This window comes from Pseudomonas capeferrum, from assembly GCF_000731675.1.
Taxonomy (GTDB): domain Bacteria; phylum Pseudomonadota; class Gammaproteobacteria; order Pseudomonadales; family Pseudomonadaceae; genus Aquipseudomonas; species Aquipseudomonas capeferrum.
The window spans coordinates 529859-547574 of the sequence record NZ_JMIT01000003.1; the positions used below are offsets into that span (position 1 = coordinate 529859).

Here is a 17716-nt window from a genome sequence, read left to right on the forward strand (position 1 = left end):
CAGCAGCCCGGGTCAATCCCCGGTCGCCACCCCACGCGCCGGATCATTGATCCACTCGCTCCACGACCCTGCATACAGCCGCCCCAGCGGATAGCCCGCCAGTGCCAGGGCAAACAGATTGTGGCAAGCCGTCACCCCCGACCCGCAGTAGGCCACCAACTGCTCTGGCGAGCGCCCCGCCAACTTTTCGGCAAACCGTTGCTTGAGTGCGTCGGCCGGTAGAAAACGCCCGTCGGCCCCCAGGTTGTCGGTAAACGCCGCGCACTGCGCACCAGGAATGTGCCCAGCAACCGGGTCGATCGGCTCGACTTCACCGCGAAAGCGCGGCAAGCCTCTGGCGTCGATCAACGTCAGCCCCGCATCGCCCAGGTGCTTGGCCAAGTGCTCGGCATCGATCAGCAACGTGTTATCCGGCTCACCTGTGAACGTACCCTTGTGCTTGGGGGGTGGGTCCAGGCTCAACGGCAGGTGCGCTGCATGCCATGCCTTGAGGCCGCCATCGAGGATCGACACGCCACTGCGCTTGCCCAGCCAGGCCAGCAACCACCAGGCGCGGGCGGCAAATGCACCGGGGCCGTCGTCGTAGAGCACCACCTGGCTGTCATCGTCCAGCCCCCACTCGCGCAGGCGCTCAACCAGCCGCCCCGCATCCGGTAATGGGTGGCGCCCCGTGCGTCCCTTGCTTACCGGGCCACTGAGGTCGCGCTCAAGGTCGGCGAAGTGGGCCCCGGCAATATGCCCCTCGGCATAGCTGCGTTGGCCATAGTCCACATCCTCGAGGGCAAAGCGGCAGTCGAGAATCACCAGATCGGGCGAGCCCAGACGCTCGGCCAACTGTTGCGGGGTGATCAATTGCGCAAGGGGCATGACTATCTCCTGATCGATGGCACTCGTGCCCTGGTTTACAGTTCCAGGGCCTGGTTGAACGGTACATGGAATTCCTGGCACAGCGCGTCCACGGCATTGCGGGCGTCAACGGTGACGAAGCCGAGCTCCAGCACCAGTACCTGATAGACGCCGCGCTTGAAGGCTTCTTCACCCAGGTGCGCGGAGTGCTCACGCGTGGTGCTGAGAAAACGCACCCATGACGTCAGCACGATCCAGGCGTTGATGGTCAGCGACTCGATCTGCGCCGGCGCCATGGCCAGGATCCCGGCGTCGACAAAGCCCCGGTAAATCGCCTGGCCCTGGCGCAGGCAGCGCTCGGAAAACCGCCGATAGCGCGCGGCCAGCTCGGGGTCGCTGTCCAGCAGGTGTTCCAGGTCGCGGTGCAGGAAGCGGTAGTTCCACATCGCCGCGAGCAGGGCCTTGAGGTAGAAACGCTTGTCTTCCACCGTTGCGGCTCGCCCTTGAGGCGGGCGCAGAAAACTGTCCACCAGCGCTTCGTACTGGCTGAACAACAGGGCGATGATCGCCTGCTTGTTGGGGAAGTGGTAATAGAGGTTGCCGGGCGAGATTTCCATGTGCGCGGCAATATGGTTGGTGCTGACGCTACGTTCGCCCTGCTGGTTGAACAGCTCCAGGCTGTTCTGCACGATGCGCTCTCGGGTCTTCATGCGCGGGGCCATGCTCAGCTCCCAGTCTGCGGGCCTTGGTCAAAGGGTCATCTTACGGCTTATACGCTGTGGAATGCACCGCTCGAACCCCAGGAAAAATTCGCACCATGGTACCGATTAGAGTATAGGCTCTAGGAACTCCCTCGCCCGGACTCGCGCCGATATGACCTCGCCCGTTGCCTTGCCTCCTGTGCATTCCGACCTCGACCTGACGGCGAGGTTCGCCGCTCAACGCCAGGCTTTTGCCGGCAACCCCACGCCACCGGCGGCGCAGCGCCGCCAGTGGCTGAAGAGCCTGCGCGAGGCACTACTGGTGGGCCAGGCGCAACTGATCGAAGCCATCGACCAGGACTTTGACGGCCGTAGTGCCGACGAGACCTTGCTGGCTGAACTGCTGCCCTCGATCCAGGGCCTGCGACACGCCGAAAGGCATTTGCAACGCTGGATGCGCCCCAGCCGGCGCCGCGTAGGCCTGGCCTTCCAGCCCGCCAGCGCGCAGGTGCACTACCAACCCTTGGGGGTCGTCGGCATCATCGTGCCGTGGAACTACCCGTTGTTTCTCGCCATCGGCCCGCTGACCTGCGCCCTGGCAGCGGGCAACCGGGTCATGCTCAAGCTCAGCGAAGCAACGCCGGCCAGTGCCCAGGCACTCAAGCAGTTGCTGGCGCGCGTGTACCCCGAAGACCTGGTCAGTGTGGTGCTGGGTGAGGTCGAGGTTGGCCAGGCCTTTGCTCGCCTGCCGTTCGACCACCTGCTGTTCACCGGCGCTACCAGCGTGGGCCGCCAGGTCATGCTGGCTGCGGCCCACAACCTGACCCCGGTGACCCTGGAACTGGGCGGCAAATCGCCGGCCATCGTCTCGGCCAGCGTGCCGCTGGACAGCGCGGCCGAGCGCATTGCCTTCGGCAAGACCCTGAACGCCGGCCAGACCTGCGTAGCCCCCGATTACGTGCTGGTGCCGCGCGAACGGCTGCAGGCCTTCAGTGACGCCTACCAGCTCGCCGTTCGCCGCCTGTACCCACATATCGCCGACAACCCCGACTACACCGCCATCATCAACCCGCGGCAGCTGCAGCGCCTGCAGCACCTGCTGGACGACGCCCGCGACCAAGGCGCCGAGGTGCTCGACCTGTACCCTGGCGAACCCCGCCAGGGGCGACGCCTGCCCCCTCACCTGCTGCTAGGGGTGAACGATGGCATGCAGGTGATGCAGGACGAAATTTTCGGCCCGCTGTTGCCGCTGGTGCCCTATGACACCCTCGACCAAGCCTTGGCCTACATCAACCAGCGCCCACGCCCCCTGGCCCTCTACTACTTCGGCTACGAGCGCAGCGAGCAGGAGCATGTACTGCGCCACACCCACTCCGGTGGCGTGTGCCTGAACGACACCCTGCTGCATGTCGCCCAGGACGACCTGCCCTTTGGCGGCATAGGGCCTTCCGGGATGGGGCACTACCACGGCCACGACGGCTTCCTGACCTTCAGCAAAGCCAAGGCGGTGCTGGCCAAGCAACGCCTGAACGCTGCCCGGCTGATCTACCCGCCTTACGGCAAGGCCTTGCAGCGCCTGGTCTACAAGCTGTTCATCCGCTGAGCCCTGGCCCATGCAGCGCCGCGACCTGCTCCGTTTCAGCCTGGGAGCCAGTGCCTTCCTCGCCACCACCAGCCTGGTCGGCTGCACGGCGCAGTCGCCCGCAACCGGCTATCGGGCACTGCGCGACGACGACCTGCCCCTGCTGAGCGCGCTGATCCCGGTGGTGCTTGCCGGCACCCAGGCCGTCGATGGGCTGGTGCTGCACAGCCTTGATCACAAACTGGCGGCGCTGTCGCCAGAGATGCTCAAGCTCACCTGGCAATTGTTCGACGTGCTCAGCCTGCCGCTGACCCGTGGCCCCCTGACCGGTATCTGGGGCGCCTGGCAGCAAGCCAGCGCCGAGCAGATCAACGCGTTTCTGCAACGCTGGCAGGGCAGCTCGCTGAACCTGCTGCGCATGGGCCATGCGTCGCTGCTGCAACTGCTGCTGATGGCCTGGTACGAACGCCCGGAAGCCTGGGCGGCCTGCGGCTACCCAGGGCCACCGAAGATCTGACCACAACAAGAGCACCGCCAATGCCTGTAATCGACCCGTTTCGCCAAGGCCTCGAACGCGGCTGGATCACCCACGACGGCTCGCGCCTGGCGAATGATCTGACCCTGCAAGCGGACATCGCCGTGATCGGCAGCGGCGCGGGCGGCGCCACCAGTGCGCAGTTGCTCAGCGCCGCCGGGTTCAAGGTATTGCTGATCGAAGAAGGCCCACTGAAGACCAGCAGCGACTTCCACCTGCTGGAGAGCGAAGCTTACGCGAGCCTATATCAGGAGGGCTTGGGGCGGATGAGCAAGGATGGCACCATCACCATTCTGCAGGGCCGCGCCGTGGGCGGCACCACGCTGGTCAACTGGACTTCGAGCTTTCGCACACCGCCACAGACCCTGGCCCATTGGGCCCAGGAGCACCAGGTCAGCGGTTTGAGCAACGAAGCATTAGCCCCCTGGTTCGAACGTATCGAACAGCAGCTGGGCATCAGCCCCTGGGCCTTGCCGCCAAATGCCAACAACGAAGTGCTGCGCCGTGGCTGCGAACAGCTCGGCTATCGTTGGGCGGTGATACCGCGCAATGTGCGCGGTTGCTGGAATCTTGGCTATTGCGGCATGGGCTGCCCGGTCAATGCCAAGCAGTCGATGCTGGTGACCAGCATACCGGCCACCCTCGACCACGGTGGCGAGCTGCTGTACCTGGCCCGGGCAGAGCGCTTCGAGCACGACGGCGAACGCATCGCCGGGTTGCAGTGCAGCGCCCTGGACGCCAACGGGATAAACACCACCGGCAAGCAGATCAGCGTGCGCGCCCGGCACTACATTTTGGCGGGAGGCGGTATCAACAGCCCGGCGCTGTTGCTGCGCTCCAACGCTCCCGACCCGCACGCGCGCCTGGGCAAACGCACTTTCCTGCACCTGGTCAACTTCAGCGCGGCACGTTTCAACGCACGCATCGACCCCTATTACGGCGCCCCGCAATCGATCTACAGCGACCATTTTCAATGGGTGGGCGGCAGCGACGGCCCGATCGGCTACAAACTCGAAGTGCCGCCTCTGCACCCTGCCCTGGCCAGCACCCTGCTGGGCGGGCATGGCAACGACAATGCCCAGCGCATGGCCGAGCTGCCGCACACCCACGTGATGCTGGCGTTGCTGCGCGATGGCTTCCACCCCCAAAGCCAGGGAGGCGCCGTCGAGCTGCGCGGCGATGGCTCACCGGTGCTGGATTACCCGGTCAACGATTACCTGCGCGACGGTTTGCGTCGCGCCTACCGCAGCATGGCGCACATCCAGTTTGCCGCCGGTGCCACGCGGGTACTGCCGGTGCACGGCGATGCCCGCTACGCCAGCAGCCTGAGTGAAGCCCTGACGATGATCGACGAGCTGTCACTGGCGCCGTACCGCACACGCCTGGGCAGCGCCCATGTGATGGGCGGCTGCGCCCTCGGTGAAGACCCGCGCCAGGCGGTGTGCAACAGCTTGGGCCAGCACCACCAACTGGAAAACCTCTCGATTCACGACGGCTCGCTTTTCCCCACCAGCATCGGCGCCAACCCGCAATTATCGGTTTACGCCCTCAGCGCAAAGCTCACCGATGCCCTGATCACCCGCCTGGCACACAACGCATGACAACAAATGCACCCACTGTCTATAGTGCCATCAGCCGGCCGCATGACTTGGCCGGGCGCAATCGCTGCGCTACCATCCGACTCCCCAACGCACTCCAGCCAGGATGACGCGATGAACCGAGTGTTGTACCCGGGTACTTTCGACCCCATTACCAAGGGCCATGGCGATCTGGTCGAGCGCGCCTCGCGGCTGTTCGACCATGTGATTATCGCGGTGGCGGCCAGCCCCAAGAAAAACCCCCTGTTCCCGCTGGAACAACGGGTGGCGCTGGCCCGTGAGGTCACCAAGCACCTGCCCAATGTCGAAGTCATCGGCTTCTCTTCCCTGTTGGCGCATTTCGCCAAGGAACAGGGCGCCAACGTCTTCCTGCGTGGCCTGCGTGCGGTGTCCGACTTCGAGTACGAGTTCCAGCTGGCGAACATGAACCGGCAACTGGCCCCCGATGTCGAGAGCCTGTTCCTGACGCCTTCGGAGCGCTATTCGTTTATTTCCTCGACGTTGGTCAGGGAAATCGCGGCATTGGGCGGCGATATCAGCAAGTTCGTCCACCCCGTGGTGGCAGAGGCGCTGACCGAACGCTTCAAGAAGTAACGCCTGATCGCCTGAATATCGCGCCCGCGTGCACTGCGGGCGCGAATGCGGCACAATTGTGCCCATTGCGTTGAACATGCCCGGGCGGTGAGCCCCGGCCGGAGTCCCCATGTCCCTGATCATCACCGACGATTGCATCAACTGCGACGTCTGCGAACCCGAGTGCCCGAACGAGGCCATCTCCCAAGGCGAAGAGATCTACGTGATCGACCCTAACCTGTGCACTCAGTGCGTGGGCCACTACGACGAGCCGCAGTGCCAGCAGGTCTGCCCGGTCGACTGCATCCCGCTGGATGAAGCGCACCCGGAGACCGAAGAGCAACTGATGGCCAAGTATCGTCTGATCACTGGCAAGGCCTGAGCCCTGCGAATGGGCCGCCAAGCGGCCCCGATTCAGCGCTGGCAGCGCGGGCAGAACACACTGGCCCGTTGCCCAAGCTTCACCTCGCGCAAGGTCGTGCCACACAGCTTGCACGGCATGCCACCCCGCCCGTAGACGTACAGCTCCTGCTGGAAGTACCCCGGCTGCCCATCCCCGCCAATGAAGTCGCGCAAGGTCGTGCCGCCTTGCTCGATGGCCGCCGCCAGCACCCGCTTGATCTCGATGGCCAGCTTCAAATACCGCGCCCGCGATATACCGCCTGCCTCCCGGCGTGGGTCGATGCCTGCGGCAAACAACGCTTCGGTGGCGTAGATGTTGCCCACACCGACCACGATCGCGTTGTCCATGATGAACGGCTTGACCGCCATCGAGCGCCCGCGCGACAGCTGGAACAGGCGTTCACCGTCGAACAGGTCGGTCAGCGGCTCTGGCCCCAGACGCAGCAGCAGCTCGTGGTTGAGCGGGTCGAGGCTCCAGAGCATGGCGCCGAAACGGCGCGGGTCGGTGTAGCGCAGCATCAGCCCCGACTCCAGCTCGATGTCGACATGCTCGTGCTTGGCCGCCGGCAAGCCCAGCTCGACCAGGCGCAAATTACCCGACATGCCCAAATGGCTGATCAAGGTGCCGACCTCGGCATTGATCAACAGGTACTTGGCGCGCCGCTCGACGCTGACGATACGCTGCCCCGACAGGCGCACATCCAGGTCTTCGGGGATCGGCCAGCGCAGGCGCCGGTCACGCACCACCACGCGGCTGACCCGCTGGCCTTCCAGGTGGGGCGCGATGCCGCGCCGGGTGGTTTCTACTTCGGGTAGTTCCGGCATGTGTCAGTGCCCGCCCAGCTCTCGGATATTCTGCTTGAGGTTTTCGAAGTCGTAGTCCGACAAGCCAATGTAGTCGAGCACCAGCGGCCCCACCACCTCCCACTCGTGGTCAACGCTCTGGCTGCCCAGCACGCGGTAGGACGCGCAGATGTGCTCGGCCATCTTCAGCACCGCCAGCAGGTTTTTCAGCTGGCTCTGGGTATTGCGCGAAGACTCGTCGCGGAACACCGCCAAGGCATTGTGGTGGTTGGCGATGGCCGCAGTGAGGTGCTCGGGCAGACGCCAGGACTTGGCGGTGAAATACCCCACTACCGAGTGGTTGGTATTGAACGCACGGTTTTCCGTATCGACCACACGGGTTTCGCCGTCGGCCTTGGCGTAGGCCTCTTCCAGCACCTCCATGTAGTTGGGGAAGCGCTTGAGCATCAGCGGCACGCCGCAATCATGGAACAGCCCAAGGGTGTAGGCCTCGTCCGCCGACTGCATGCCGGTGCGCTTGGCCAGGGTCAGGCAGGTCATTGCCACATCCTGCGCGGTGTCCCAGAAGCGGTTCAGGGTGACGATGGTTTCGTCGCTCATTTCGCCTTTGATCGACTGGGCGTTGATCAAGTTGATGATCGAACGGCTGCCCAGCAGGTTCACCGCACGCTGGATCGAGCCAATTTTGTTGGAGAGGCCGAAATGCGGGGAGTTGACCAGCTTGAGCAAGGCGCCGGACAAGCCCGGGTCCTGGGAAATCAGCTTGGCGATGGTTTCCAGATCTGGGTCAGGCATGTACTGCTCGAACTGCAGGTCAACCATGATCTGCGGTTGCGGCGGGATGGTAATGCCTTGCAAGGCTTGCTGGATCTGTTCGGCGCTGAGTTCTTGGGACATGCGTACACACTCGTTGAGGACGGCGAATTCTAACACCGGATCGTCTGGCTTTACGGCTGGCCAGCACTTTGTCGCGCCCAGCACCGCAGCAAGGGCCAACACGGTATACTCCCGCTCTTTTTTCCCGGAGCGACGTCATGTCCCTGCCCAGCCTTCGCCTCAAAGCCAATGCCGACCGCCGCCTGCGCGCTGGCCACCTGTGGGTCTACAGCAATGAAGTCGACGTCGCCGCGACCCCGCTGCAAGGCTTGCAGGCCGGCCAGCAGGCGGTCCTCGAGGCCGCCAACGGCAAGCCGCTGGGCATCGTGGCGCTGAGCCCGAACAACCTGATCTGCGCGCGCCTGCTGTCGCGCGACGTCAAGCTGCCACTGGACAAGTCGCTGCTGGTGCACCGCCTCAATGTCGCCCTGTCGCTGCGTGAGCGCCTGTTCGACAAGCCGTGCTACCGCCTGGTCTACGGCGACTCCGACCTGCTCCCAGGCCTGGTGGTCGACCGTTTCTTCGACATCCTCGTGGTTCAGCTGGCCTCGGCCACCATGGAGCTGCACAAGGACGACGTGATCGCCGCCCTGATCCAGGTGCTCAAGCCAAGCGGCATTCTGTTCAAGAACGATTCCGCCGCGCGTGATGCCGAAGGCCTGCAGCGCTACGTCGAAACCGTTTACGGCGAAGTGCCGGACTGGGTTGCACTGGAAGAGAACGGCGTGCAATTCGAGGCCCCGGTACGTGAAGGGCAAAAGACCGGCTGGTTCTATGACCACCGCATGAACCGCGCGCGCCTGGCCCCCTACGTCAAAGGCAAACGCGTGCTCGACCTGTTCAGCTACATCGGTGGCTGGGGCGTGCAGGCCGGCGCATTTGGTGCCAGCGAAGTGTTCTGTGTGGATGCCTCGGGCTTCGCCCTGGACGGCGTCGAGCGCAACGCCGCACTCAACGGCATCAGCGAGAAACTGACCTGCATCGAAGGTGACGTGTTCGAGGCCCTGCGCGAGCTGAAGGCCGCCGAAGAGCGCTTCGACGTGATCATTGCCGACCCACCCGCGTTCATCAAGCGCAAGAAAGACCTGAAAAACGGCGAAGCGGCCTACCGCCGCCTCAACGAACAGGCCATGCGCATGCTCAACAAGGACGGCATCCTGGTCAGCGCCTCGTGCTCCATGCACCTGCCCGAAGATGACCTGAACAACATCCTGCTGACCAGCGCCCGTCACCTGGATCGCAATCTGCAACTGCTCGAGCGCGGCGGCCAAGGCCCGGACCACCCGGTGCACCCGGCCATTGCCGAAACCCGCTACATCAAGAGCATTACCTGCCGGTTGCTGCCAAACAGCTGATGCACTGCCCTGGGGCCGCCTTGCGGCCCCAAAGGCACATCAGATCCCCAGCACGTACGAAGCAATCCCGAAATACACCAGCACCCCCGCCGCATCGGCAATCGACGTCACCAACGGCCCGCTGGCAGTCGCCGGGTCGAGCTTGAGCTTGGTGAACATGAACGGCAGGCTCATGCCGATCAGGCTACCCAGCAACACGATCACCAGCATGCTGCTGGCAACGATGATGGCCACGTCCACCCCACCGCGCAACGCACCCAGCGATGCCACCGCCACCGCCATGGTGGCCCCCAGCGCCAACGCCACACCGCACTCGCGCCCCAGCATCCGCAGCCAGTCACGCATCACCACCTCGCCCGTCGCCAGGCCCCGCACCATCAAGGTCGCCGACTGCGCCCCGGCATTGCCACCGCTGTCCACCAACAGCGGCAGGAAGAACACCAGCACGATATGCGCGGCAATGGTCTCTTCGAACGCGGCGATGCCCGCCCCCGAAAACAGGTTGCCGAACACCAGCAGCACCAGCCACAACACCCGCTTGCGGTACAACAGGCTGACCGTGGCATCCCGCAGGTTGCCCACGTGGTTGGTGATGGATGCGCCCTTGTGGAAGTCCTCGGTGGCCTCATCGACCACCACGTCGAGCGCATCGTCGCACGTCACCAGCCCCACCAGACGCCCGCCCTCGTCCAGCACCGGCACGGCCAGCAGGTCGTGCTGGCGTATCAGGCGGGCCACCTCTTCCTGGCGGGTCGCGGTACACACGCAGATGACCTTGTGCACCATGATCTGCTCGATCGGCTGCTCGGGGGCGGCCAGGATCAACTCGCGCAAGGACAAGGTACCGCGCAGGTTGCGCTGCTCATCGAGGACATAGGACTGATAGATCGTTTCGGCATCGGCGGCCTCGCGGCGCAGCATGTCGATGGCCTGGCTGGCAGTGAGGCCGGCATCGAGGCACGAGTATTCGCTGGTCATCAGGTAACCGGCCGTGCCTTCGCGGTAGCCGTGCGGGTGCAGCAGGTCGTCGCGACGCGCCTGGGCGGCCTGGCGCAGGTCGAGGGGGGAAACGCAGAAATCGGAAGAGTGTTGCATGAGGTTCTCCAGGCGCCGACGCAGGCACCTGCAAACCTCAGCCACACGGGCTCAAGCCTTCGCAGGCCCTGGCGACGACGCGCTCAGTGCCAATTTACGAGTTCGGTATGAACTGAAACTGGGAAGGTCCATTGAGGGTGTATCTCGTGAAGCCGCACATGCGGCGGGCGGATCACAGTCAGCCTGGGCCGGCAGGTCAGCCCTTGAAGCGCCGTTTCGGAAGGGTCCTACAAACTACCGGCTATTCGGCCAAAGCCACCGCCCAGACACATCGCCATTCCCTCGCCGCGCCAGCGGTGTAGAATCGGGCTATTCATCGCCAGTCATCCCCGGCGGGTTTATGAGCTCTGGTCGAGCACGCGGCGATCCCGTGGTGTCTTCGGCCCCATCCGTGCCAGTGGCAACCGGCCTAAGGCGCATAGGACAAGAGAAGCTCACTCCCCTTTTTGTGACCTGATTAAGCCGCCAGGAGCGCTTCATGCCTGATTATCGTTCCAAGACTTCCACCCATGGCCGCAACATGGCCGGCGCTCGTGCCCTGTGGCGCGCCACCGGGATGAAGGACGAAGATTTCAAGAAACCGATCATTGCCATCGCCAACTCGTTCACCCAGTTCGTCCCGGGCCACGTGCACCTGAAGGACCTGGGCCAGCTGGTTGCCCGTGAGATCGAGCGCGCCGGTGGCGTGGCCAAGGAATTCAACACCATCGCGGTCGACGACGGCATCGCCATGGGCCACGACGGCATGCTGTACTCGCTGCCTAGCCGCGAGATCATCGCCGACGCCGTGGAATACATGGTCAACGCCCACTGCGCCGACGCCATCGTCTGCATCTCCAACTGCGACAAGATCACCCCCGGCATGCTGATGGCCGCCCTGCGCCTGAACATCCCGGTGATCTTCGTCTCCGGCGGCCCAATGGAAGCCGGCAAGACCAAGCTGGCCAGCCACGGCCTGGACCTGGTCGACGCGATGGTCATCGCCGCCGACTCCTCGGCCTCCGACGAGAAGGTCGCCGAATACGAGCGCAGCGCCTGCCCGACGTGCGGTTCGTGTTCCGGCATGTTCACCGCCAACTCGATGAACTGCCTGACCGAGGCACTGGGCCTGGCCCTGCCGGGCAACGGTTCGACCCTGGCCACCCACTCCGACCGCGAGCAGCTGTTCCTCACGGCTGGCCGCACCATCGTCGAGCTGTGCAAGCGCTACTACGGTGAGAACGACGCGTCGGTGCTGCCGCGCAGCATCGCCAACTTCAAGGCGTTCGAAAACGCCATGATGCTCGACATCGCCATGGGCGGTTCGACCAACACCATCCTGCACCTGCTGGCCGCGGCCCAGGAAGGCGAGGTGGCGTTCGACCTGCGTGACATCGACCGCCTGTCGCGCGTGGTGCCGCAGCTGTGCAAGGTGGCGCCGAATATCCAGAAGTACCACATGGAAGACGTGCACCGCGCCGGCGGCATCTTCAGCATCCTCGGCTCGCTGGCCCGTGGCGGCCTGCTGCACACCGACCTGCCGACCGTGCACAGCCGCAGCATGGAAGAAGCCATCGCCAAGTGGGACATCACCCAGACCGACGACGAAGCGGTACACACCTTCTTCAAGGCCGGCCCGGCGGGCATCCCGACCCAGACCGCGTTCAGCCAGTCGACCCGCTGGGAAACCCTCGACGACGACCGTGAAAACGGCTGCATCCGCAGCTTCGAGCACGCCTACTCGCAAGAGGGCGGCCTGGCCGTGCTGTACGGCAACATCGCCCTCGACGGTTGCGTGGTAAAAACCGCCGGTGTCGACGAGTCGATCCACGTGTTCGAAGGCAGCGCGAAGATCTTCGAGAGCCAGGACAGCGCCGTGCGCGGCATCCTCGCCGACGAAGTGAAGGCTGGCGATATCGTGATCATTCGCTACGAAGGCCCGAAAGGCGGCCCGGGCATGCAGGAGATGCTCTACCCGACGTCGTACCTGAAGTCCAAAGGCCTGGGCAAGGCCTGCGCCCTGCTCACAGACGGTCGCTTCTCGGGCGGTACCTCAGGCCTGTCGATCGGCCACGCCTCGCCGGAAGCCGCCGCTGGCGGCGCCATTGGCCTGGTGCGCGACGGCGACAAGGTATTGATCGACATCCCCAACCGTTCGATCAACCTGCTGGTCAGCGACGAAGAGCTGGCTGAGCGCCGCGTCGAGCAGGACAAAAAAGGCTGGAAACCTGTTGAAGTGCGCCCGCGCAAGGTGACCACTGCCCTCAAGGCCTACGCCCTGCTGGCGACCAGTGCCGACAAGGGTGCGGTACGCAACAAGGCGATGCTCGACGGGCTGTAAGGCTTTTCAGCGTTCGAAAAACCGGCGCCCTGTGCGCCGGTTTTTTTATGCCTGAAGGATCAAAGGCCAGCGCCGAGCGACGAGAGCAACTACCTTGTTTACAAGTCTGCGCCGACCCTGGCAACACATTGGCGCAACTGCGCCAGCAGCAGGGCAACCGAGCGTTTCGGTTTCGCCGCCGCTGTCAGCACAAACTGCGCATGGGGCAAGGGCGGCAGCGTTGGCACTTCCAGCAGCCCTGCGGCCAGGGCGGCCGTGCGAGTGACCGGTGTTACCCCAAGACCGCCGCTCACGGCTGTCATCAAGCCTCCGGCACTTGGGCTCTGGCAGACGATACGCCATTGCCGCCCCGCGCGCGCCAGCGCCTCGATGGCAGCAGCCCGATAAGGGCACTGGTCAGAAAACACGGCCAAGGGAACAGCGGTGGACTCATCATCTGCAAGCAGCGCCAGCGGCCCTCTCGCCCAGACCAGCGGCTCGGACCACAACACCTCACCAGGCTCATCACCGTTGCAGCGGCTACCCAAGACAAAATCCAGCCCACCGGACTGCACCAGCGGGAGCAACTCCCCGGTCAGGCCGACTTTCAGCACAAGCTCAGTATCCGGGTGAGCGACCAAGAATCGGCGCAGGCAGTCGATCACCGGCGCCTTGACCATCTCCTCGCTCAAGCCCACAAGCACCGTGCCTGAAACCCGCCGCCCCACACCAAGGCTTGCACGGGCATCGTCATGCAGCGCCAGGATGGTGCGGGCATAGCCTGCCAACCGCGCACCTGCTGGCGTCAGGCTGACCGAGCGGGTGGTGCGCTCCAGCAATTTTTGCCCGGCTTCGCTCTCGAGCCGCCGAATGTGCGCGCTGATCGCCGATTGCGTCAGGTGCAGCCGTTCGGCAGCACGGGTAAAACCACCGCTGTCGGCAACGGCAAGCAGGCTACGCAGAAGGACAGTATCGAACACGGATTGATCACCTATCTCACTCAATGAACCGAGCATACGTCATTTCTATAATGGATCATCCTCAATCACACTTTTGCGCAGCCCGCCTGTGCACTCAAGCACCAGCGAACATGTCATCAACGCTGCCAAGGAGAAGCACCCGTGGTTGAACGTGTCTTGTATGTGTGCGCCTCACCGAGAGGAGAGCGCTCGGTTTCCGCTCAGATTGCCGAAGTCTTTCTGTCGGCGCTGGCAGAGCGCAAAGCCATAGAGGTTGACCGCCTGGACCCTTGGGAGTGCGCGCTGCCCGAGGTGGATGGCGACCTGCTTGCGGCCAAGTACGCAGGGCTTGCCGATGCCCCGCTTTCACCCGCGCAAACCGCTGCATGGGCCCAGATCACAGCGCTCGCCAAACGCTTCCATCGGGCGGATACGTTGCTGTTCAGCGTGCCGCTGTGGAATTTCGGCATACCGTACAAGCTCAAGCACCTGATTGACGCGATTTCGCACAAGGGCGTTCTGTTCACCTTCGACGAGCAAGGCTTGAACGGCATGCTGGGCGGGCGCCGGGCGGTGGCCATCTACACCCGCGGACTGGGGTATGGCCCCGACTCGCAAACGCCCGACCAGGCGTTTGGCCTGGAAAAACCCTTCCTCGATGCGTGGTTCCGCTTTGTCGGCATCAACCGGGTGCACAGCATCGTGGCCGAACAAACGCTAAGCTCTGCGGGCGCCAGCGTCCGTGCCAGCGCCCTCGTAGAAGTGAGCTTGCTGGCGCGCAACATCGATCAGGCACAGGCCCGCACCATCATCGTCGGCCGCAGCGGCTGAGGTGCGCCCCGTTACTGGATCTGCTCCGGCGTGACGATCACCCAGTTCTTGTCAGCCGTCACCGGCAGCCCTTCCTTGGCCTGGGCGGCTGCATGCTTGGCGATCATCCCGTTGAGTTGGTCCATGTACTTGGCCTTGCGGTTTATCCACAGGTGGATGCCCCCCTTGCCCACATCCACGCCGTGGAACTGCATGTAACCATCGCTGGTCGGCGTGTCGCCGCCGACCAATACTGGTTTCTTCCATTCATCGATGTAGGTGAGGATCGCCGCCTGCTTGCCTGCCATCCACGTTGCCGGTGTCCACAGGTACGGCGTCAGTTCGAGGCCTTCATTGGCCTTGGGGTCATAGTGGCCGGCGCCAATCTGCTTGCGCGCCGTGGTCAGCTGGCCGCTGGCGCGGTCTTTGAGCAGCAGGCTGACACCAATGACATTCTGCGGCTTCACGTTGTAGCCGTACTTCGGGTCGGACGCGACCATGCGTACCAGTTCTTCGGAGGCGGCAGAAATTACATACACCTCGATGCCATTCTCCATCAGCTTGTTGAACAGCTCGGCCTGGCCGGCGAAGACCTTGGGCGGCTGCACCTCGATGGCCTTGACCTGGTCACCTTCGAAGTAGGTGCTGGGCACGGGCTTGCCCGAGGCCATCAAGGCATCGACCTGGGCCTTCAGCTCTTTCAGGGTAAAGCCCGAGAACACTTGGGCCACCCACGGGTAGCAGACCATGTCGTCGATTTCGCACAGGCGGTAGTAGTAACTGAACAGGCTTTCCTTGTGCTCGGCCGTGTCCTTGAACGGGATCAACTTCAACGAAGGGTCGAGCTTGTCGCGAGTCAGCAGGCCCTGGTTCTCCATGAACGGCAGCAGCGCCTCTTCAAGGTCGTAGCGGTAGCTGGTGTTGTCCATGTCGAACACCGCGTAGTTACCTTTGTTGGCGTTGGCGGCGATCATGCTGTCGAGCTGTTTGCCGGCCTCGGCGGGCCAGTGCTTGAGTTCGGTGGCCCAGGCCTGGACACTGAACAGCAGGGAAAGACCGACGGCGAAGGCTTTCGGAGCAAGCTGCATGTACGAATCTCCTGAAATGACCAGGCAACGCTAGCCCAACATCCCGCACCCGCCAGCCCTGACAACGACGCCCAGGCAGCTTGAAACGTCGTGTTCATTGCTTTTTGCGACACGCCGTTATTCCATTAACGACTAAGCAAATTCCATTTGGGTATAAATTCGTTTGTTTTCAGGCTGTTAGCATTTCCGTTCGCAATCGCTCACAGAGGCGATGCCTCTTCTGTTCTTGTTGGAGCTTCAATGAACCTGCCGCTGTCACTCAACCTGCTGGCGTTCCTGGCCCTGTTGCTGGGCCTGGCACAAACCCGCCATACCCAATGGAGCCTGGCCAAGAAAGTCTTGCTGGGCCTGGTGCTGGGCGTGGTATTCGGTTTGGTCCTGCACACGATCTATGGCGCAGGCCACCCGGTACTGAAAGCCACCATCGCCTGGCTCGACCTGGTCGGCAACGGCTACGTCGGCCTGTTGCAGATGATCGTCATGCCGCTGATCTTCGCTTCGATCCTCAGCGCGGTGGCGCGCCTGCACAATGCCTCCTCGCTCGGGCGCATCAGCGTGCTGAGCATCGGTACCCTGCTGCTGACCACGGCCATCGCCGCGTTGATCGGCATCGTCCTGACCAACCTGTTCGGCCTCACTGCCGACGGCCTGGTGGCGGGCGTGCAGGAAAGCGCCCGGCTGCAAGCGATCCACAGTGACTACGCGGGCAAGGTCGCCGACCTCAATATCCCGCAGTTGCTGCTGTCGTTCATCCCCAGCAACCCAGTGGGCGACCTGGCGCGGGCCAAGCCGACTTCGATCATCAGCGTGGTGATCTTCGCCGTATTCGTCGGCCTGGCCGCCCTGCAACTGATCAAGGACGATGCCGAAAAAGGCGAGCGCGCCCTGTCGGCCATCGACACCCTGCAGGCCTGGGTGATGCGCCTGGTACGCGTGGTGATGAAGCTTACCCCCTATGGCGTGCTGGCCTTGATGACCAAGGTGGTGGCCAGCTCCAACCTGGACGACATCCTCAAGTTGGGCAGCTTTGTGGTGGTGTCGTACATCGGCCTGGGGCTGATGTTCGTGGTGCATGCCATCATCCTGGCTGCGACCGGGGTAAGCCCGCTGCGCTTCTTCCGCAAAGTGTGGCCGGTGCTGACGTTCGCCTTCACCAGCCGCTCCAGCGCAGCCAGCATCCCACTGAATATCGAAGCACAGACCCGCCGCCTGGGCGTGCCGCAATCGATCGCCAGCTTCAGCGCCTCGTTCGGCACCACCATTGGCCAGAACGGTTGCGCTGGGCTGTACCCGGCGATGCTGGCGGTGATGGTTGCCCCGGCGGTTGGTATCGACACCTTTGACCCGCTGTGGATCGCGACCCTGGTCGCCATCGTCACCCTGAGCTCGGCCGGGGTTGCCGGGGTTGGCGGCGGTGCCACCTTCGCCGCGCTGATCGTGCTGCCGGCCATGGGCTTGCCGGTCGAGTTGGTGGCGCTGCTGATTTCGGTGGAGCCGCTGATCGATATGGGGCGAACGGCCCTGAACGTGAATGGTTCGATGACGGCTGGGGTGGTTACCAGCCAGCTGTTGAAAGAGACCGACAAAGGTGTGCTGGCCGATGATCAGCATGCAGAGTTGAGCCATAGCTGAGATGGCTAGGGGCTGCATCGCAGCCCCACACTCTCAAACCCTTTCCCAAACGTCGAAATGGTAAGCCGGCCCAGCCCCTTCAGGCGCCTGCGGCTCACTCGATACCCGCCGCCACTGGTGCTCGTCGAACGCCGGGAACCAGGCATCGCCCTCAGGCGATAGCTCCACACGGGTCAGGTACATGCGGCTCACCAGCCCCTTCTCCAGCGCCTGCCCATACAGTTGCGCACCGCCAATCAGCATCAACTCATCGACGCCCTGCTCGCGCGCCCACTGGTCAGCCCGCACCAGCGCAGCTTCCAGTGACGCAAACACCTCGGCGCCAGGCAGTTGCAGCCCCGGCTGGCGGCTGACCACGATATTCAACCGCCCCGGCAATGGCCGGCCCAGCGAGTCCCAGGTCTTGCGCCCCATGATGATGGGCTTGCCCAGGGTCGTGGCCTTGAAGTACTTGAAGTCCCCCGGCAGGTGCCAGGGCATGGAATTGTCGATGCCGATCACGCGGTTCTCGGCGAGGGCCGCGATCAGGCTGAGAGGGAGTGTGCTAGTCATGCTGGCGAG

The 17716-nt window shown here is 63.8% G+C and carries 17 protein-coding genes; 9 read left to right on the forward strand and 8 right to left on the reverse strand.

Annotated features, from left to right (window positions below; genetic code table 11):
* Window positions 1–12: 12 nt before the first annotated feature.
* Both PC358_RS20015 and PC358_RS20020 read right to left on the reverse strand, forming a co-directional pair.
* Window positions 13–867: a sulfurtransferase gene (locus PC358_RS20015; RefSeq protein ID WP_033702039.1), complete on the reverse strand. Its 855-nt coding sequence runs from the start codon at window positions 865–867 to the stop codon at window positions 13–15.
* A 35-nt stretch (window positions 868–902) separates the two neighbouring features.
* A complete protein-coding gene (locus PC358_RS20020; RefSeq protein ID WP_033702040.1) occupies window positions 903–1568 on the reverse strand; it encodes a TetR/AcrR family transcriptional regulator in 666 nt (221 codons plus the stop codon).
* A 151-nt stretch (window positions 1569–1719) separates the two neighbouring features.
* Here PC358_RS20020 and PC358_RS20025 point away from each other — a divergent pair, with 151 nt between their 5' ends.
* The 5 genes from PC358_RS20025 to PC358_RS20045 all read left to right on the forward strand — a co-directional run bounded on the left by PC358_RS20025 (window position 1720) and on the right by PC358_RS20045 (window position 6217).
* A complete protein-coding gene (locus PC358_RS20025) occupies window positions 1720–3150 on the forward strand; it encodes a coniferyl aldehyde dehydrogenase (RefSeq protein WP_033702041.1) in 1431 nt (476 codons plus the stop codon).
* 10 nt (window positions 3151–3160) lie between these two features.
* Window positions 3161–3646 (forward strand): hypothetical protein, encoded by a 486-nt coding sequence (locus PC358_RS20030; RefSeq protein WP_033702042.1) that lies wholly within the window; start codon window positions 3161–3163, stop codon window positions 3644–3646.
* Window positions 3647–3666: 20 nt separating this feature from the next.
* Window positions 3667–5265: a GMC family oxidoreductase gene (locus PC358_RS20035; protein WP_033702044.1), complete on the forward strand. Its 1599-nt coding sequence runs from the start codon at window positions 3667–3669 to the stop codon at window positions 5263–5265.
* Between the two features lie 111 nt (window positions 5266–5376).
* Complete coding sequence (gene coaD, locus PC358_RS20040) at window positions 5377–5856, forward strand: pantetheine-phosphate adenylyltransferase (protein ID WP_016489662.1); 480 nt, start codon at window positions 5377–5379, stop codon at window positions 5854–5856.
* A gap of 109 nt (window positions 5857–5965) precedes the next feature.
* Window positions 5966–6217 carry a YfhL family 4Fe-4S dicluster ferredoxin gene (locus PC358_RS20045; RefSeq protein ID WP_027592315.1) on the forward strand — a complete coding sequence of 84 codons (252 nt, stop codon included), beginning with the start codon at window positions 5966–5968 and terminating at the stop codon, window positions 6215–6217.
* Window positions 6218–6249: 32 nt separating this feature from the next.
* On the opposite strand, the gene mutM is transcribed toward PC358_RS20045, so the two are convergent.
* Both mutM and PC358_RS20055 read right to left on the reverse strand, forming a co-directional pair.
* Window positions 6250–7062 (reverse strand): bifunctional DNA-formamidopyrimidine glycosylase/DNA-(apurinic or apyrimidinic site) lyase, encoded by an 813-nt coding sequence (gene mutM, locus PC358_RS20050; protein ID WP_033702045.1) that lies wholly within the window; start codon window positions 7060–7062, stop codon window positions 6250–6252.
* Between the two features lie 3 nt (window positions 7063–7065).
* Complete coding sequence (locus PC358_RS20055; protein WP_177326480.1) at window positions 7066–7884, reverse strand: HDOD domain-containing protein; 819 nt, start codon at window positions 7882–7884, stop codon at window positions 7066–7068.
* 191 nt (window positions 7885–8075) lie between these two features.
* Between PC358_RS20055 and PC358_RS20060 the strand changes: the two genes are divergently transcribed.
* Window positions 8076–9272: a class I SAM-dependent rRNA methyltransferase gene (locus PC358_RS20060; protein ID WP_033702048.1), complete on the forward strand. Its 1197-nt coding sequence runs from the start codon at window positions 8076–8078 to the stop codon at window positions 9270–9272.
* Between the two features lie 39 nt (window positions 9273–9311).
* Here the strand turns inward: PC358_RS20060 and mgtE are convergent, their stop codons facing one another.
* Window positions 9312–10367 carry a magnesium transporter gene (gene mgtE / locus PC358_RS20065; protein WP_033702049.1) on the reverse strand — a complete coding sequence of 352 codons (1056 nt, stop codon included), beginning with the start codon at window positions 10365–10367 and terminating at the stop codon, window positions 9312–9314.
* A 478-nt stretch (window positions 10368–10845) separates the two neighbouring features.
* Here mgtE and ilvD point away from each other — a divergent pair, with 478 nt between their 5' ends.
* The gene (ilvD, locus tag PC358_RS20070) at window positions 10846–12687 is read left to right on the forward strand and encodes a dihydroxy-acid dehydratase (protein ID WP_033702050.1); all 1842 of its coding nucleotides are present in this window, start codon (window positions 10846–10848) and stop codon (window positions 12685–12687) included.
* Between the two features lie 98 nt (window positions 12688–12785).
* On the opposite strand, the gene PC358_RS20075 is transcribed toward ilvD, so the two are convergent.
* Window positions 12786–13646: a LysR family transcriptional regulator gene (locus PC358_RS20075; protein WP_033702587.1), complete on the reverse strand. Its 861-nt coding sequence runs from the start codon at window positions 13644–13646 to the stop codon at window positions 12786–12788.
* A gap of 141 nt (window positions 13647–13787) precedes the next feature.
* On the opposite strand from PC358_RS20075, the gene PC358_RS20080 reads away from it, so the two are divergent.
* Window positions 13788–14456 (forward strand): FMN-dependent NADH-azoreductase, encoded by a 669-nt coding sequence (locus PC358_RS20080; RefSeq protein WP_033702051.1) that lies wholly within the window; start codon window positions 13788–13790, stop codon window positions 14454–14456.
* 11 nt (window positions 14457–14467) lie between these two features.
* On the opposite strand, the gene PC358_RS20085 is transcribed toward PC358_RS20080, so the two are convergent.
* Window positions 14468–15523 (reverse strand): HAD family hydrolase, encoded by a 1056-nt coding sequence (locus tag PC358_RS20085; RefSeq protein WP_033702053.1) that lies wholly within the window; start codon window positions 15521–15523, stop codon window positions 14468–14470.
* A 240-nt stretch (window positions 15524–15763) separates the two neighbouring features.
* On the opposite strand from PC358_RS20085, the gene PC358_RS20090 reads away from it, so the two are divergent.
* Window positions 15764–17155 (forward strand): L-cystine transporter, encoded by a 1392-nt coding sequence (locus PC358_RS20090; RefSeq protein WP_033702054.1) that lies wholly within the window; start codon window positions 15764–15766, stop codon window positions 17153–17155.
* Between the two features lie 33 nt (window positions 17156–17188).
* Here the strand turns inward: PC358_RS20090 and PC358_RS20095 are convergent, their stop codons facing one another.
* Window positions 17189–17707: a dihydrofolate reductase gene (locus PC358_RS20095; RefSeq protein ID WP_033702055.1), complete on the reverse strand. Its 519-nt coding sequence runs from the start codon at window positions 17705–17707 to the stop codon at window positions 17189–17191.
* Window positions 17708–17716 lie beyond the last annotated feature (9 nt).

Excerpts from the sequence above, each read along its gene's own strand:
- mgtE (WP_033702049.1), bottom strand. The coding sequence starts at position 10,367 with ATGCAACACTCTTCCGATTTCTGCGTTTCCCCCCTCGACCTGCGCCAG.
- PC358_RS20015 (WP_033702039.1), bottom strand. The coding sequence starts at position 867 with ATGCCCCTTGCGCAATTGATCACCCCGCAACAGTTGGCCGAGCGTCTG.
- PC358_RS20035 (WP_033702044.1), top strand. The coding sequence starts at position 3,667 with ATGCCTGTAATCGACCCGTTTCGCCAAGGCCTCGAACGCGGCTGGATC.
- PC358_RS20045 (WP_027592315.1), top strand. The coding sequence starts at position 5,966 with ATGTCCCTGATCATCACCGACGATTGCATCAACTGCGACGTCTGCGAA.
- PC358_RS20090 (WP_033702054.1), top strand. The coding sequence starts at position 15,764 with ATGAACCTGCCGCTGTCACTCAACCTGCTGGCGTTCCTGGCCCTGTTG.
- PC358_RS20020 (WP_033702040.1), bottom strand. The coding sequence starts at position 1,568 with ATGGCCCCGCGCATGAAGACCCGAGAGCGCATCGTGCAGAACAGCCTG.
- PC358_RS20025 (WP_033702041.1), top strand. The coding sequence starts at position 1,720 with ATGACCTCGCCCGTTGCCTTGCCTCCTGTGCATTCCGACCTCGACCTG.
- mutM (WP_033702045.1), bottom strand. The coding sequence starts at position 7,062 with ATGCCGGAACTACCCGAAGTAGAAACCACCCGGCGCGGCATCGCGCCC.
- PC358_RS20095 (WP_033702055.1), bottom strand. The coding sequence starts at position 17,707 with ATGACTAGCACACTCCCTCTCAGCCTGATCGCGGCCCTCGCCGAGAAC.
- PC358_RS20060 (WP_033702048.1), top strand. The coding sequence starts at position 8,076 with ATGTCCCTGCCCAGCCTTCGCCTCAAAGCCAATGCCGACCGCCGCCTG.
- PC358_RS20085 (WP_033702053.1), bottom strand. The coding sequence starts at position 15,523 with ATGCAGCTTGCTCCGAAAGCCTTCGCCGTCGGTCTTTCCCTGCTGTTC.
- PC358_RS20030 (WP_033702042.1), top strand. The coding sequence starts at position 3,161 with ATGCAGCGCCGCGACCTGCTCCGTTTCAGCCTGGGAGCCAGTGCCTTC.
- ilvD (WP_033702050.1), top strand. The coding sequence starts at position 10,846 with ATGCCTGATTATCGTTCCAAGACTTCCACCCATGGCCGCAACATGGCC.
- coaD (WP_016489662.1), top strand. The coding sequence starts at position 5,377 with ATGAACCGAGTGTTGTACCCGGGTACTTTCGACCCCATTACCAAGGGC.